Source organism: Leisingera sp. ANG1 (assembly GCF_000203975.2).
Lineage (GTDB): Bacteria > Pseudomonadota > Alphaproteobacteria > Rhodobacterales > Rhodobacteraceae > Leisingera.
Genome location: NZ_AFCF02000009.1, coordinates 429,290 through 443,726 on the forward strand (window position 1 = coordinate 429,290; position 14,437 = coordinate 443,726).

Sequence of the window (14,437 nt, forward strand, 5' to 3'; positions counted from 1 at the left end):
TTTGCCCCGCGATGCGCAACTAACCCGGTGTTTATCCGTTATCCTTGTGCGGCCATGTGCCGGAACAAGAAAGGAACCGTAATGAAACCGGGAATTTTCAAATCATCCACGGCGCTGGCAGTGATGATCTCGCTGGCGGCCCCGCTGCCCGCCCTGTCGCAGAACCAGGGCGGCAAGCAGATTGACCTCCGCCAGATGTCCGCTGCAGAAATCGGCGATCTGGTGGACCGCTGCCGCAAGCGGGCCGAACGGCGGCAGAAGAAGCTGGAAGCCGGTGAAGAAATCGAACAAAAGAACGGCAAGGTCGCAAGTTTCTGTCAGGCCTATGGCGAAGGCGCATTTGACCCCGCCCTGCCCGCAGACCTCCAATCCGCCAGTGTTCTGGCAGGCATCGGTGCTGCGGAGACAGAGGTCACAGCGACGGCGGAACAGGGAGCCGGGGCGCAGGCAGAAGCTGTAGCGGAAGCCCAGAGCGAAACCGGCAGCGAAGATCAGCCCCAGGCTGAAGCTGCAGCGGAAACCGCCGGGCAGCAGGACGCGCAGGAACAGCCAGCAGAGGCTGAAGCGCAAGTAGAGGCCGAAGCTCAGGCTGAAGCCGAAGCGCAGGCACTGGCAGAGGCTTTGGCACAAGAAGAAGCTGAAGCGCAGGCTGCAGCTGAGCAACAAGCGCAAGCCGAGGCCGAAGCTCAAGCTGCAGCAGAAGCACAAGCCGCGGCTGAAGCTCAGGCGGAAGCAGCTGCGCAGGCTGCGGCAGAAGACCAGGCGGCCGCTGCAGAACAAGCTGCAACAGAACAGGCTCAAGCAGAAGCGGCGGCACAGGCCGCAGCTGAGGAACAAGCCCAAGCAGAGGCTCAGGCTGAAGCCGAAGCACAGGCAGAGGCAGAGGTTCAAACTGCCCCCCAGGCTGATAGCAGCGGCGAGGCATCCGCAGGCGCCAGCGCCAGCGCCAGCGCCGAGGAAATCGCTGCGGACCTTGCCCAGTCACAAGGCGAAACGACTGAAGAAACTGACAATCCTGAACTGGTTGAACAGGACAGTCAGGCCCAGGCTGATGCCCTGGCCGAGGAAACCAGCGAACCTGCTGCCGCCGCCGCGGCAGCCGCAGACGGCGCTGCTGCCGAAGGTGAGGCAGAAGTGACCGAAGAAGTGGTCACCGAAGAGACCGCGCGCAGCTCTGACGAGGAATTCGAAACCGGCGTCAATGAAAACGCCCAGGCGGAAGCCCAAGCACCTGCCCCGCAGACCAATGCCGCCACTGAGGAGGACAGCGGCCTGTCGACCCGCGAGCGCAACGCCCTGCTTGGCCTAGGCGCGCTGGCGATCGGCACCTTGCTCAACAACGGCGGCAAGGTCGTGTCCAACTCCGGCGACCGCGCCATCGTCGAACAGGACGGCCAGTACCGCGTCCTGAAAGACGATGACGCGCTGCTGCGCCAGCCGGGCTCCAACGTGACCACCTACCGCTTCCAGGACGGCTCCACCCGCACCGTGGTGGTGCGCGAGAACGGGGTTGAAGTGGAAACCATCCGCTCCGCCGAAGGCCGGGTGCTGCGCCGCACCAAACTGCTGCCGGACGGGCGCAGCGTGGTGCTGTTCGACGACACCCAAAAGGCCGAGCGCGTGGTGGTCAACGAGCTGCCGCAGGTGCAGGACAACCGCCGCGCCTTCTCCAGCACCGGCGCGGTATCGGCAGAGGACCTGGCCGCGGCGCTGGCCGCACAGGAAGCCAAGACGGTGGACCGCCGCTTCTCGCTGGCGCAGATCCGCAACATCGACGCGGTGCGCCGCCTGACGCCGGTGATCAACGTGGATTCGGTCAACTTCGACACCGGCTCCTCGGTGATCCGCCCGCAAGAGGCTGAAGAACTGGCAACGTTGGGCAACGCGCTGCGCGAGCTGATCGACCGCAACCCGGGCGAGGTGTTCCTGATCGAGGGCCATACCGACGCCGTGGGCGCCGCGACCTATAACCTGGCCCTGTCGGACCGGCGCGCCGAAACCGTGGCGCTGGCGCTGACGGAGTATTTCGGCGTGGCACCGGAAAACATGGTGGTGCAGGGCTACGGCGAGAGCGACCTGGCGGTCAGCACCCTGGCAGCCGAACGCGCCAACCGCCGCGTCGCGGTGCGCCGCATCACCCAGCTGCTGGGCAACCCGGGCTGACAGGCCTGAAACCAGCCATATCTGAAAAGAAACAACACCCGGCGGGCACGAACTGCCGGGTGTTTCACTGTTACTCTGCCGGTGTCTTCTTCCGCGACAGCAGCCCGTATTTCAGCGCAAACCCCTTCCAGCTGAACCGGCGCCTGCCGCTGGCCGCCTTCGGCTTCCCTGCCGTACGGTCGAACTCATACATATCGATGGCCCGCTCGGCGCAGCCGCAGGCCTCGCCCAGTCCAACCTTCTTGAAATAGAAATTCTCGAAGTTCTCAGGTTTCTGCATGGCACCCTCCGGTATCCGGACAGGCTAGCGCAGAAACAACCAAACACCAAACCGCGCCGCTGTCAGAGCCCCTTGACCCCGCTCAGCGTCAGGTCTGCGACCAGCCCCGCATAATCCTCGCGCGCCTTTGATCCGGCGCCGGAATTCCACATGTAATACCAGTTCAGCATGCCAAAGACGGACATCGTGGCGCCGCGCAGCTTGGCCGCGTCACCGTTGAAAATCTCCGGTGCCACATCCTTTAGCGCATCGCTCATGAACTGAACCATCTCGCGCTGGTAGCCGCGCAGATGCTTCTGCTGCACCTCCGGCAGCGCCCCCATCGCGCCCAGCTGCACCTGATGCTCATGGTCGGCGCCCTGATAGGCCAGCATGATTTCCGACACGATGCGGCGCAGCCGGTCCTCGGCACCAAGCCCCGCCAGATCCACCCCGCAGACCCGGTCGCGCAGCTCGCAAAGGTAGGTATCAAGGAGGCCGTAGAGCACGGCATCCTTGCTGTCGTAATAGTGGTAGATGTTCGCCTTGGAGATCCCGCACTCGCGCGCCAGCTGGGTCATTGAGGCCCGGTCGTAGCCGGACTCGGCAAACACCTTGGCTGCCGACTTCAGGATCTGCGCGCGTTTCTCATCGTGGTCTTTTGCGATCGTGCGGGCCAAGGCTCACTCTCCCGGGTCAGGTCTTGCTGCGGTTGTCGACGACGCGCTTGGCCTTGCCCTGGCTGCGCTCGACGGACCCTGGGTCGCCTACAATGATCTCGGTTGAAACGCCAACCATATCCTTGATCCGCTTGGTCAGCATCCGCGCCGCTGCGGTTTTGCTCAACTCGTCAGTGGCATCCGGATTGGCCTCCACAAACACCCGCATCGCGTCCATGCGGCCGGATTTGTACAGCTCGATCTGATAGTAAGGCGCGAGGCCCCCGGTCGCCAGCAGCTGCTCCTCCACCTGGCTGGGGAAGACGTTGACACCGCGCAGGATGATCATGTCGTCGCTGCGGCCGGTGATCTTCTCCATCCGCCGCATCGAGCGCGCGGTGCCCGGCAGCAGGCGTGTCAGGTCGCGGGTGCGGTAGCGGACCATCGGCAGGCCTTCCTTGGTCAGCGTGGTGAACACCAGCTCGCCCAGCTCCCCGTCCGGCAGCACTTCGCCGGTCTGCGGGTCGATGATCTCCGGCAGGAAGTGGTCCTCCCAGATCACCGGGCCGTCCTTGGTCTCAACGCATTCGTTGGCGACACCCGGCCCCATAATCTCGGACAGGCCGTAGATATCGACCGCATGCATGTCAAAGGCGTCTTCAACTTCCTTGCGCATCGCGTCGGTCCAGGGTTCGGCGCCAAAGACGCCCACCTTCAGCGAGCACTCGCGCGGGTCCATGCCGACCTTGTGGTACTGCTCCAGGATGTTGAGCATGTAGGACGGCGTCACCATGATACCGTCGGGTTTGAAGTCGGTGATCAGGCCAACCTGCTTCTCGGTCTGGCCGCCCGACATCGGAACGACAGTCGCCCCCAGCCGTTCGATCCCGTAGTGCGCGCCGAGGCCGCCGGTGAACAGACCATAGCCATAGGCGTTATGCACCATGTCGCCCTTGCGCAGGCCAGATGCCCGCAGGGACCGCGCCACCAGATCCGCCCAGTTCGAAATATCATTGGCAGTGTAACCCACCACCGTCGGCTTGCCGGTGGTGCCGGAGGACGCGTGCAGACGGATGATTTCACTGCGCGGCACCGCAAACAGGCCAAAGGGGTAATTGTCCCGCAGGTCATTCTTGTAGGTGAAGGGGAACTTGGCCAGATCCTTCAACTCCTGCAGGTCGTTCGGATGCACACCTGCCTCGTCGAACCGCTGCTTGTACATCGGCACGTTGTCATAGGCGTGGCGCAGCGACCACTTCAGCCGCTCCAGCTGCAGGCTGCGGATTTCGTCGATCGAGGCAATCTCGATCGGGTCCAGTTCACCCTTCTTGGGGCTCAGGTCTTCCATGGCGTCCTCCACACCTTATTCTTCAAACAACTGGCCTTTGACCGCCCGGGAGAATCCCCGGAACTCGGCAATCTGCTGGCCGTCCTGGTTGGTCACTGTCACGTCGTAAATACCGCTGCGCCCGGTCAGGGAAATCTCGCGGGCCGTGGCAATCAGCTTGTCGCCCAGCCGTCCCGGCGCGGTGAAACTGATCACATTGTGCTGCGCCACGGTGGCCTGATTGCGGCTGTTGCAGGCAAAGGCAAAGGCGCTGTCGGCCAGCATGAAGGTCACACCGCCATGGCAGATGCCATGCCCGTTGCAGTGGTGCTGGGCGATGGTCAGCTCCAGCGTGGCCTCACCCTCGTCCACATGGGTGATCTCCATCCCCGCCCATTTGGACGCGTGGTCGTCCGCCCACATAGCGGCGGCGGATTTCTGGGCGCGTTCTTTCGGGGTCATGGTCACTTGCCCTTGAACGCGGGGGCGCGCTTTTCCAGAAAGCTGGCCACGCCCTCGGCGTAGTCCGCGCTTTCGCCGCAGGTCTTCATCGCGTCCGCCTCGATCTCCAGCTGGTCGGACAGCGTGTTGACCGCCGCGGCTTGGATGCACTGTTTGGTCAGCCCCAGACCCAGCGTCGGGCCGTTGGCGAATCTCTCAGCCATCGCACGCGCCTCTGCCATCAGTTCGTCATCCGGCAGCGCCTTCCAGATCAGGCCCCAGTCCTCGGCCTTCTTCGCGGGCAGCGGCTCTGCGGTCAGCGCCAGCCCCTTGGCGCGGGCCTCACCCAGAAGCCGCGGCAGATGCCAGCTGCCGCCGGTGTCCGGGATCAGGCCAACCTTGGAAAACGACTGGATGAACTTGGCGCTTTCCGACGCCAGCACCATGTCGCAGGCCAGCGCCAGATTGGCACCCGCCCCTGCGGCCACACCGTTCACCGCGCAGATCACCGGGAAGTTCAATTCGCGGATCAGCCGCACCAGCGGCGCGTAGAATTTGCGCACCGTCTGGCTCAGGTCCGGCGGCCCGTCCATCTTGCGCGGGTCGCGGTCGCCCAGATCCTGGCCGGCGCAAAAGCCGCGCCCGGCGCCGGTCAGCAGCACCGCGCGGGCGCCGCCGTCGCGGGCGGCCTCCAGCGCGGCGCGCAAGGCGTTGTGCATCTCCTCGTTGAAACTGTTCAGCCGGTCCGGGCGGTTCAGGGTGATCTCCACCCAGGTGCCGTGGTCCTCAACCAGAATCGTATCGCTCATCGCTCCCTCACCCTGTCAGCGGTGCATTTGACAAACTTCTTGCATAAACCGACCGGACGGTCAATATATCTCAGCATCGGATTCCAGCCAGCCGGCCCCGCGCCGGCCTGATGAAAAGGACGACATGATGAGCCTTCTAGAGATTTCCAGCTTTGCAGCGGGTCAATGGGTCGCACCGGGCGCAGGTGCCCGCAACATCGCCAGCGCCATCACCGGCGAGGTGATCGCCAGCGCCGGCAACGACGCGCTCGACGTGCAAGCAATGCTCGACTACGCCCGCACCGTTGGCGGCGTCAACTTGCGGAAGTTGACCTTCCACGACCGCGCCCGGATGCTGAAGGCGCTGGCAAGCCACCTGAACCAGCACAAGCAGGCGCTTTATGATCTGTCGTTCAACACCGGCGCCACCCAGTCCGACCACATGATCGACATCGACGGCGGCATCGGCACCATGTTTGTCTTTGCCTCCAAGGGCCGCCGCGAAATGCCGGATGCCCATGTCTACCTTGACGGCGATGTGGAACAGCTCTCCCGCAACGGCACCTTCCTGGGCCAGCACATCTGCACCCCACTTCGCGGCGTTGCGGTGCACATCAACGCCTTCAACTTCCCGGTCTGGGGCATGCTGGAAAAACTCGCCCCCACCCTGCTGGCAGGCGTACCGGCCATCGTGAAACCGGCCACCAACAGCTGCTATGTGACCGAACTGGCAGTGAAACTGATGCTGGAGTCAGGCATCCTGCCCGAGGGCGCGCTGCAGCTGGTCTCCGGCGGCCTCGGCGACATGCTGGATCATCTGAACATGCAGGACGTGGTCAGCTTCACCGGCTCCGCCAGCACCGCGCTGAAACTGCGCGCCAACCCGGTGATCCTGGAAAACTCGGTCCGTTTCGTTGCCGAACAGGACAGCCTCAACGCCTCGATCCTCGGCCCCGACGCGCAGCCCGGCACGCCGGAGTTTGACCTGTTCGTCAAGGAAGTCAGCCGCGAGATGACCACCAAGGCGGGCCAGAAATGCACCGCCATCCGCCGCATCATCGCACCGCAGGCACAGGTGGACGCAGTGATCGAGGCACTGTCCGCCCGCCTGTCTAAAACCCAGATCGGCGACCCGCGCCTGGAAACCACCCGCATGGGCGCGCTGGTCTCGGGCAGCCAGAAACGCGACGTGCTGGAGAAGGCCGCGATCATCGGTCAGGAAGCAGAGCGCGTCTTTGGCGACCCGGAAAACTTCTCCGTCGATGGCGCCGACGCCGAAAAAGGCGCCTTTGTGCCGCCGATGCTGTTCCACTGCGCCGATCCGGACAACGCACAGCGCGTGCACGATACCGAGGCCTTCGGCCCCGTCTCCACCATCATGGGCTACCGCGACCTGGGCCACGCCATTGATCTGGCCAACCGCGGCCAGGGCTCGCTGGTGGCCTCGGTCATCACCCATGACCCCGCCACCGCCCGCGAAGTCGCCATCGGTGCCGGCGCCTACCACGGCCGCCTCTACTTCAACAACCGCGACTCGATGAAGGAATCGACCGGCCACGGCTCCCCCTTGCCCCACATGGTGCATGGCGGCCCGGGCCGCGCCGGCGGCGGCGAGGAGATGGGCGGCGTGCGCGGCGTCAAACACTACATGCAGCGCACCGCCATCCAGGGCTCGCCCGACATCCTGTCCGCGATTGGCGAGAAATGGGTCCCCGGCGGCACCGAGATCGAAGGCCCGGCACACCCCTTCACCCGCAAGTTCGGCGAGCTGTCCATCGGCGAGACCCTGCACACCGCCCCGCGCACCGTCACGCTGGAGGATATCGAGACCTTCGCCCATTTCACCGGCGACACCTTCTATGCCCACATGGACGACGAAGCGGCCAAACGGAACCCGTTCTTCCCGGGCCGTGTCGCCCATGGCTACCTGCTCCTGTCCTTTGCCGCGGGCATGTTCGTGCAGCCGGACGAGGGCCCGGTTCTGGCCAACACCGGCCTCGACAACCTGCGCTTCATGAAACCGATTTCGGCGGGCGAAAGCATCAAGGTCCGCCTCACGGTCAAAAAGAAGACGCCCCGCAACGAGGAATACGGCGAGGTGCGCTGGCACGTCACCCTCACCAACCAGGACGGCGAGATCGCGGCAGAGTATGAACTGCTGACCATGAACGCCTTCTGAGCTTGTGCAAAAGTGGTAGGCAGCGGTAACGCTGCCGCACGCCCGGACTGGTCTAACCAGTCCGGGCGAACTATGTTTATCCCCATGAACGAACAGCATAACCCCTGGTTTGACGCCGCCGTCCAACAGCTGAACGACCCGCAGAACCAGCGGGTCTGGTCGGTCATCGTGTCGCTGTTCGGCGATCTGGCGCAGGACAAGGGCGCCCAGATCAGCGGCGGTGCGCTCACCCGCATCATCACCCCGATGGGGATCAAGCCCGAGGCGATCCGGGTAGCCTTGCACCGGCTGCGCAAGGACGGCTGGATCGAAAGCGAGCGCGCAGGCCGCGCCTCGGTGCATTACCTGACGGAATACGGCCGCAACCAATCCGCAGCCGTCACCCCGCGGATCTATGAACGCAACGCCGCAGCCCCGGGTGAATGGCACCTGCTGATCGCCGAGGACGGTGCCGGCCAGGCCACCTTGGATGAGGTGCTGCTGCTGCCCAGCTATGTGGCCGTGAACCGCACAACCGCCCTGGGCCGCGGCCCGATGCCGCGAAGCCTGGATGACCTGCTTGCAGCCGGCGTCAGCTCCATCGCGGTGCCGGACTGGCTCAAGACACGCCTGTTTCCGGATCACCTGTGCGATGCCTGCGCAGCCCTGCAGCAGGACCTGCAAAAAATCTCTTCGCCGCCCACGGGCCTGACACCTGCGCAGACCGGCACCCTGAGAACTCTGATTGTGCACCGCTGGCGCCGCGTGGTGCTGCGCCACCCGGACCTGCCGCCGGGCTTCCACCCTGCGGACTGGACCGGTGAATCCTGCCGCGGACTGGTGTTTTCCCTGCTGGACCAGCTGCCGCGGCCGGATCTGACGGCCCTCGACGGCCTGTCCGAATAACCAAGCCGCCACTGACCCGCCCGCGCCGCGACAGCGTCAGTGACCGGCCGCAACCAGGCAAGTGAACTTGTAAGCAGTTGAATTTTCTATGCTAATGCAAGAGGTCATAAAAATCTCGGAAGAATCCGGGATTCTTCCGCTTTTCTGCTTGACCCGGCTGGCGGCATTCCGTAAATCGCCTCCACACAGAGCGGCGGAGTAGCTCAGTTGGTTAGAGCAGCGGAATCATAATCCGCGTGTCGGGGGTTCAAGTCCCTCCTCCGCTACCATCCTTCCCCATATATTCGGATCAGCTGGAAACATCGGCACCCAAGCGGCCTTTGATTTCAACCTGCTTGCAACCGGCCCCGAAAACCCCGTTCGTGAATGCGGTCCAGTCCAGGCGATTACCGGATCACGGCGCAGAGCGTCTTCCACGGCGCCGGGCTGCCGCTGTTTCGCCGTTTGGCTTGCACTCCGAAATTCAACCCGTCCCGGGCGCACTTAAGGACTCCCAGTCCAGGCCAAATTTGTGCAGGTACTTCCGCAGCCGGTCGGCGTCATTCTGGGTCTTTCGCTTGCGCCGCGATGCTGAAAACAGGGTGCGCCCAGCCGCGCTCAGGCTTGTCGATGCCCGGCAAACACGCACAACTTTGGCCAGTTGAACCATGTCAAACGGATCAATGTCCGCTGCAGCTGCGCCCAAAACCTGCTCTACCAGCCGCACATCGGTATCGGAACTGGAAGCCTGCCAGTCCGTTTGCAGCCTGAGCATTTCGCCCTCGACCATCGCGCGGGTGATCCTGCCGCGGGGCGCCAGGGTGCACAGGCGCCGGACCGACCCGCTGAAATCGCGGAAATTCGCCGGCCAAAGCGTCGCCGGATCCTGGGCGAAGCGAAGGAATTTTTCCCGTGCATCCGCGTTGAAACCGACCTGCGTTCCCAGTGCCCGCTCTGACCGCACAAGTTCAAAAGCCAGATTGGCCTCGATGTCCTCCCGGCGAGCGCGCAGCGGCGGCAGGCTGAAGCGCCACATGCTCAGCCGCGCCAGCAGATCAGACCGGAACTTCCCGGCGGCAGAAAGGCTGCGCAAGTCACGGCTGGCACCCGCGATCACCTGAAAGCGGCTTGAGACCTCGTGGTCTGACCCCAGCGGGTAATAGCGCCCGGTTTCCAGGGCATGCAGCAGGATGGCCTGCATGCTGAGATTCAATTCATCCACCTCATCCAGGAACAGCAACCCGCCATCTGCCTCGCGCAGCAGCCCGCTGCGCTCAGACCCGGCCTGGCCCAGGTAGCTGCGGCGCTGGCCAAACAGCGTTGCAACCGCGTCAGGTCCGTTCAGGGTCGCGCAATTGACATGCACCAGCCGTCCTTTCACCCGGCGGCGGTCCAGCTTCAGGTTATAGATGCGCTCTGCCAGTTCGCTCTTGCCGGTGCCGGTTTCACCCAGCAGCAGAATCGGCTCATCGGAACTGCCCGCCACCAGTTCAACCTGGTCAATCAGGGCGTTATAGGCCGGGTTCCGGGTCTCGATCCCGCCCTTCAGCTGATCGCTGTATTCCCGTGACAGCTGGTCGAACCGCTGCTGCAGGGCGTTGTAGCGGCTGAGATCCAGATCGATGATGTCGAACTTTGCCGCGGTGTCCTCCGGACCTGGCGGGCCGGTCTGAACAAGCCTTGCCGGCACATGGCGGCTTTCCGTCAGCAGGAACCAGCAGATCTGCGCCACATGGGTGCCGGTGGTCAGATGCACATGATATTTTTCGCGGTCCTCGTCAAACCCGTATCCCCGGGCGAAATCAAACAGCTTGCCGTAGACCTCCTGAAAATCCCAGGGGTCGTTCAGGTTCAGCTCCTGCAGCAGCACCTCCGTGCCCGGCGACGCGTCCTCGACCTCGCGCTTCACCTGATGGGCAAGGCGGTTGAACTTGATGTCAAACAGCAGTTCCAGCCGGTCCACGCGGAAGCTGCCGTGTTCAACCAGGCTCAGCGTCGGGCGCCAGCGCCGTTTCTTGCCCATGTCGAGCTGCGTTCCAAGAAAGCCGATGACGACATTCCGCATTCACTTATCCATTCAGATAAATCCTTATATTTACAGATAGTATGACCGGAGACTTATTTCCGCAACAATCCAATTATCCATTCATTATCAGCACACTACGTGGATTTCCCAATTTTCTCGATCGCCACCTCCACGCATGGCAAAACAATTCCACAAACAGAGAAGGACGAGGAAAATGGCAAACAAATCCGTGTTTGCATCGCTGAAGGGCCGGCTGCAGCCGAAAGTGGACGCTAAAAACGCCGCAGGCGCACCGGCCTACGCCCACACTGACGAACAGGCGCTGGCGCAGGCGGCCATGACCGGCACCTTCGGCGGCCTGTTCTACCAAAACGCCCAGGCGGAGCTGGAGTTTACCCTCGCCGCGGCCGAAGCCGTTCCGGCAGAGTTCCTGGCCCGGACCGCTGTCTATGCCCGCACCCAAGGGCACATGAAGGACATGCCGGCGGTGCTGCTGGCGGTACTGGCGCGCCGCAACCCGGTGCTGTTCCGCGCGGTCTTTGGCCGTGTCGTGGACAACGGCAAGATGCTGCGCAGCTTCGTGCAGGTCGTCCGCTCCGGCCAGACGGGGCGCAAGTCGCTGGGCTCCGCGCCCAAGGCGATGGTCCAGGACTGGCTGAACACAGCGTCCGAGCGGGCGCTGCTGCAGGCCAATATCGGCAACAACCCGTCGCTGGCGGATGTGATCCGGATGGTGCACCCGAAACCGGCAACCCCGGAGCGGGAGGCGCTGTTCGCCTGGATCGTCGGGCGGCCGTGCAATGCGGCACGGCTGCCGCAGGTGGTGCAGGACTGGATGGTGTTCAAGGAAACCGGCCAGGGGCCGGTGCCGGATGTGCCGTTCCAGATGCTGACCCAGCTGCCGCTGACACCGCAGCACTGGGCGCAGATCGCCCGCCAGGGCTCGTGGCAGATGGTCCGGCAGAACCTGAACACCTTCCACCGCCACGGTGTGTTCGAGGTGCGCAAGAACGCGGACCGCGTTGCGGCCCTGCTGCGCGCACCCAAGGCAATCGCCAGGGCACGGGTGCTCCCGTACCAGCTGATGGCGGCGGCGCAGAACGTTGTGCCGGATATGCCGCCTCAGATCGTGGATGCGCTGCATGACGCGATGGAGATTGCGGTCTCCAATGTGCCCCAGGTGGCGGGCCAGGTTGTGGTGTGCCCGGATGTGTCCGGCTCGATGACCTGGCCGGTAACGGGCCACCGCCCGGGGGCGGCTTCGGTGGTGCGCCACGTGGACGTGGCCGCCCTGGTTGCCGCGGCCTTTGCCCGGGTGAACCGCGGCTGCCAGGTGCTGCCGTTCGATCTGGAAGTGCGCGATGTGCGGCTTCAGGCGCGCGATACGGTGCTGACCAATGCCGAGCGGCTCGCCGCACTGGCAGGCGGCGGGACCAACTGTTCGGCGCCGCTGAAATGGCTGAACAGCCGCGGCCGGGCGCCGGATCTGGTGGTCTTTGTCTCCGACAACCAGTCGTGGGCAGATGCCCGCGGCGGACGTCAGGGCACAGCGATGATGCAGGAATGGGAGCTGATCAAGCTTCGCAATCCCAAGGCCAAACTGGCCTGCATCGACATCGCGCCCTACGGCACCACCCAGGCGCAGACACGCAGGGATGTGCTGAACATCGGCGGCTTCTCGGATGCGGTATTCGGCCAGATCGCCGATTTCGCCGCAGGCCGGACCGGCCCGGACCATTGGGTTGGCGAGATCGCAAGGATCGCATTGTAACAAACCGGTCAGGCGGATCGCCTGCCTGACCGGGCCTGAAACTGGAATGAAAGGATACCCCTGGCGAATGCCGGCGGAACTACAGAGCTGATAACTCCCTTGTCGCGGGTTCGAATCCCGCCGCGCCAGCCAATCAAGTGATGGCGCGTAGCTCAGTCTGGTAGAGCAGGAATGTTTCGCCCCGGCCGTGCTTTGCACGCAAACACGGCCACCTTGTCGCCAGGGACCAAATAAAATGCAGGAGGAATGCCTGTGGGACTACATCTGGTGCTGCCTGTTCGATTCAGGCTCGCCCTTCGGGGTTAGAATGTCCCGCACCCCTTTGTCCTCCTGACCCGAATTGAAAGGAAAGCCCCGGCGAATGCCGAAGGAACTACAAGGCACTTCACCTCCGGAACGGCCGAGCGGGTTCAACTCCCCTCCTTGCCGGCGCCCAGACGGAAAACGCATCTGCCCATTCAGATGCGGGGCGGGCCTCCGGGTTGTTTCTTCCCCCTTGTCGCCGGGGCCATTGTCAGAGTGAGATAACGGTATGACCAATGACGCGACCTTCGACCCTGTCACCGGGGCGCATCTGAAGGACTGGGGCCACCGCCCCGGCAAACAGTTCCCGGCCCTGCTGGACAAGGCCAACGCACTGCGGGCCGAAGGCTTTGGCCTGGTCCGCATCCGCCAGGAACTGGAAGGCGAGATCCCGCCGCAGCCGGCCACCCTGAGCCTGCGCGCCCGCGGCGAGGTGCCGTTTGAGGAAAACATCACCGCGGCGCACCCGGACGAGGAAACCAACGTGACCCAAGTCCGTGCGACCATGACAGAGCTGATGCGCACCCCGACGATCGACGCCGGCGCCATCATGCCGGACGCCTGCCCGGCCGGCCCGGTGGGGACAATCCCGGTCGGCGGCATTGCCGCTGCGCGGAACGCCATCCATCCTGGGATGCATTCGGCGGACATCTGCTGTTCCGTTATGATCACCGATCTGGGCAACGCAGACCCCAAGGCAGTGCTGGACGCCGCCCAGTCGGTCACCCATTTCGGCCCCGGCGGGCGGCCGCAGGGCAAGCGGTTCACCACCTCGCTCAAGCTGCTGGATGCGTTCCGGGCAAACCCGTTTCTGGACAACCCCAAGTCGCTGCGCATGGCGCAGGAGCACATGGGAACCCAGGGCGACGGCAACCACTTCCTGTTTGTGGGCCGCTCGCGCAAGACCGGCCGCACCGCGATTGTGACCCATCACGGCTCGCGCGGGCCGGGGGCCGTGCTCTACAAGAACGGCATGGCTGTGGCGGAGCGCTTCCGCAAAGAGCTGTCACCGGAAACCGCCAAGCAGAACGCCTGGATCCCTGCGGACACGCAGGAGGGCCGCGACTACTGGGAAGCGCTGCAACTGATCCGCAAATGGACCAAGGCCAACCATAACGCCATTCATCAGGCGACGGTGGAGGCCGCCCGGACAGGCGACGTCGGCGACCGCTACTGGAACGAACACAACTTTGTCTTCAAGCGCGGTGACCTCTACTACCACGGCAAGGGTGCGACCCCTGCCTGGGGGGATTACGCCGCTGATGCCACCGGCCTCACGCTGATTCCGCTGAACATGTCGGAACCGGTGCTGGTGGCCCGCGGCAAGGATGCGGCCCGCGGCCTGGGCTTCAGCCCGCATGGCGCGGGGCGGAATTTTTCCCGCTCCGAGCACAAGCGCCGGATGGGGTCCGTGACGCCGGAACAGATGCTGCAGGCCGAGACCGAAGGCCTGGACATCCGCTTTCATGCCGGCGGGGTTGACGCCTCGGAGCTGCCGTCGAGCTACAAGAAGGCGCAGAGCGTTGTCGATCAGATCAAATCCTACGATCTGGCCGAAATTGAGGACTACATCGACCCTTACGGCTGCATCATGGCCGGCGATGTGCCGCCGTTCTGGAAGAACCGGAAGAAAGGCCGGCGATAGGCCCTAATCCCG

General features: G+C 64.1%; 11 protein-coding genes and 1 tRNA gene. 6 read left to right on the top strand and 6 right to left on the bottom strand.

Annotation, left to right across the window (positions count from 1 at the left end):
- The first annotated feature begins 81 nt into the window (after positions 1-81).
- Positions 82-2,163, top strand: a complete 2,082-nt coding sequence (locus GC1_RS18310) for an OmpA family protein (RefSeq protein ID WP_019297694.1) — start codon at positions 82-84, stop codon at positions 2,161-2,163.
- Between the two features lie 70 nt (positions 2,164-2,233).
- On the opposite strand, the gene GC1_RS18315 is transcribed toward GC1_RS18310, so the two are convergent.
- The 5 genes from GC1_RS18315 to paaG all read right to left on the bottom strand — a co-directional run bounded on the left by GC1_RS18315 (position 2,234) and on the right by paaG (position 5,658).
- Positions 2,234-2,443, bottom strand: a complete 210-nt coding sequence (locus GC1_RS18315) for a hypothetical protein (protein ID WP_019297693.1) — start codon at positions 2,441-2,443, stop codon at positions 2,234-2,236.
- Positions 2,444-2,505: 62 nt separating this feature from the next.
- Complete coding sequence (locus GC1_RS18320) at positions 2,506-3,102, bottom strand: TetR/AcrR family transcriptional regulator (RefSeq protein ID WP_019297692.1); 597 nt, start codon at positions 3,100-3,102, stop codon at positions 2,506-2,508.
- Positions 3,103-3,118: 16 nt separating this feature from the next.
- Positions 3,119-4,429, bottom strand: coding sequence for a phenylacetate--CoA ligase PaaK (gene paaK / locus GC1_RS18325; protein ID WP_019297691.1), 1,311 nt, complete (start codon positions 4,427-4,429; stop codon positions 3,119-3,121).
- A 15-nt stretch (positions 4,430-4,444) separates the two neighbouring features.
- Positions 4,445-4,870 carry a hydroxyphenylacetyl-CoA thioesterase PaaI gene (paaI, locus tag GC1_RS18330; RefSeq protein ID WP_019297690.1) on the bottom strand — a complete coding sequence of 142 codons (426 nt, stop codon included), beginning with the start codon at positions 4,868-4,870 and terminating at the stop codon, positions 4,445-4,447.
- A 2-nt stretch (positions 4,871-4,872) separates the two neighbouring features.
- The gene (paaG, locus tag GC1_RS18335) at positions 4,873-5,658 is read right to left on the bottom strand and encodes a 2-(1,2-epoxy-1,2-dihydrophenyl)acetyl-CoA isomerase PaaG (protein ID WP_019297689.1); all 786 of its coding nucleotides are present in this window, start codon (positions 5,656-5,658) and stop codon (positions 4,873-4,875) included.
- Positions 5,659-5,785: 127 nt separating this feature from the next.
- Here paaG and paaZ point away from each other — a divergent pair, with 127 nt between their 5' ends.
- The 3 genes from paaZ to GC1_RS18350 all read left to right on the top strand — a co-directional run bounded on the left by paaZ (position 5,786) and on the right by GC1_RS18350 (position 8,970).
- Positions 5,786-7,816, top strand: coding sequence for a phenylacetic acid degradation bifunctional protein PaaZ (gene paaZ / locus GC1_RS18340; protein WP_029204972.1), 2,031 nt, complete (start codon positions 5,786-5,788; stop codon positions 7,814-7,816).
- Positions 7,817-7,900: 84 nt separating this feature from the next.
- A complete protein-coding gene (locus GC1_RS18345) occupies positions 7,901-8,701 on the top strand; it encodes a PaaX family transcriptional regulator C-terminal domain-containing protein (RefSeq protein ID WP_036762498.1) in 801 nt (266 codons plus the stop codon).
- A gap of 192 nt (positions 8,702-8,893) precedes the next feature.
- Positions 8,894-8,970: transfer RNA gene (locus GC1_RS18350), tRNA-Met, on the top strand.
- A 194-nt stretch (positions 8,971-9,164) separates the two neighbouring features.
- Here GC1_RS18350 and rtcR read toward each other — a convergent pair.
- Positions 9,165-10,745, bottom strand: a complete 1,581-nt coding sequence (gene rtcR, locus GC1_RS18355; RefSeq protein WP_019297686.1) for an RNA repair transcriptional activator RtcR — start codon at positions 10,743-10,745, stop codon at positions 9,165-9,167.
- 175 nt (positions 10,746-10,920) lie between these two features.
- Between rtcR and GC1_RS18360 the strand changes: the two genes are divergently transcribed.
- Both GC1_RS18360 and GC1_RS18370 read left to right on the top strand, forming a co-directional pair.
- Positions 10,921-12,477, top strand: a complete 1,557-nt coding sequence (locus GC1_RS18360) for an RNA-binding protein (protein ID WP_019297685.1) — start codon at positions 10,921-10,923, stop codon at positions 12,475-12,477.
- A 532-nt stretch (positions 12,478-13,009) separates the two neighbouring features.
- Entirely contained in the window at positions 13,010-14,425 is a 1,416-nt protein-coding gene (locus GC1_RS18370; RefSeq protein ID WP_019297684.1) for an RtcB family protein, read from the top strand.
- Positions 14,426-14,437: the final 12 nt, after the last annotated feature.

Excerpts from the sequence above, each read along its gene's own strand:
- GC1_RS18310 (WP_019297694.1), top strand. The coding sequence starts at position 82 with ATGAAACCGGGAATTTTCAAATCATCCACGGCGCTGGCAGTGATGATC.
- GC1_RS18315 (WP_019297693.1), bottom strand. The coding sequence starts at position 2,443 with ATGCAGAAACCTGAGAACTTCGAGAATTTCTATTTCAAGAAGGTTGGA.
- paaK (WP_019297691.1), bottom strand. The coding sequence starts at position 4,429 with ATGGAAGACCTGAGCCCCAAGAAGGGTGAACTGGACCCGATCGAGATT.
- paaI (WP_019297690.1), bottom strand. The coding sequence starts at position 4,870 with ATGACCCCGAAAGAACGCGCCCAGAAATCCGCCGCCGCTATGTGGGCG.
- paaG (WP_019297689.1), bottom strand. The coding sequence starts at position 5,658 with ATGAGCGATACGATTCTGGTTGAGGACCACGGCACCTGGGTGGAGATC.
- paaZ (WP_029204972.1), top strand. The coding sequence starts at position 5,786 with ATGAGCCTTCTAGAGATTTCCAGCTTTGCAGCGGGTCAATGGGTCGCA.
- GC1_RS18345 (WP_036762498.1), top strand. The coding sequence starts at position 7,901 with ATGAACGAACAGCATAACCCCTGGTTTGACGCCGCCGTCCAACAGCTG.
- rtcR (WP_019297686.1), bottom strand. The coding sequence starts at position 10,745 with ATGCGGAATGTCGTCATCGGCTTTCTTGGAACGCAGCTCGACATGGGC.
- GC1_RS18360 (WP_019297685.1), top strand. The coding sequence starts at position 10,921 with ATGGCAAACAAATCCGTGTTTGCATCGCTGAAGGGCCGGCTGCAGCCG.
- GC1_RS18370 (WP_019297684.1), top strand. The coding sequence starts at position 13,010 with ATGACCAATGACGCGACCTTCGACCCTGTCACCGGGGCGCATCTGAAG.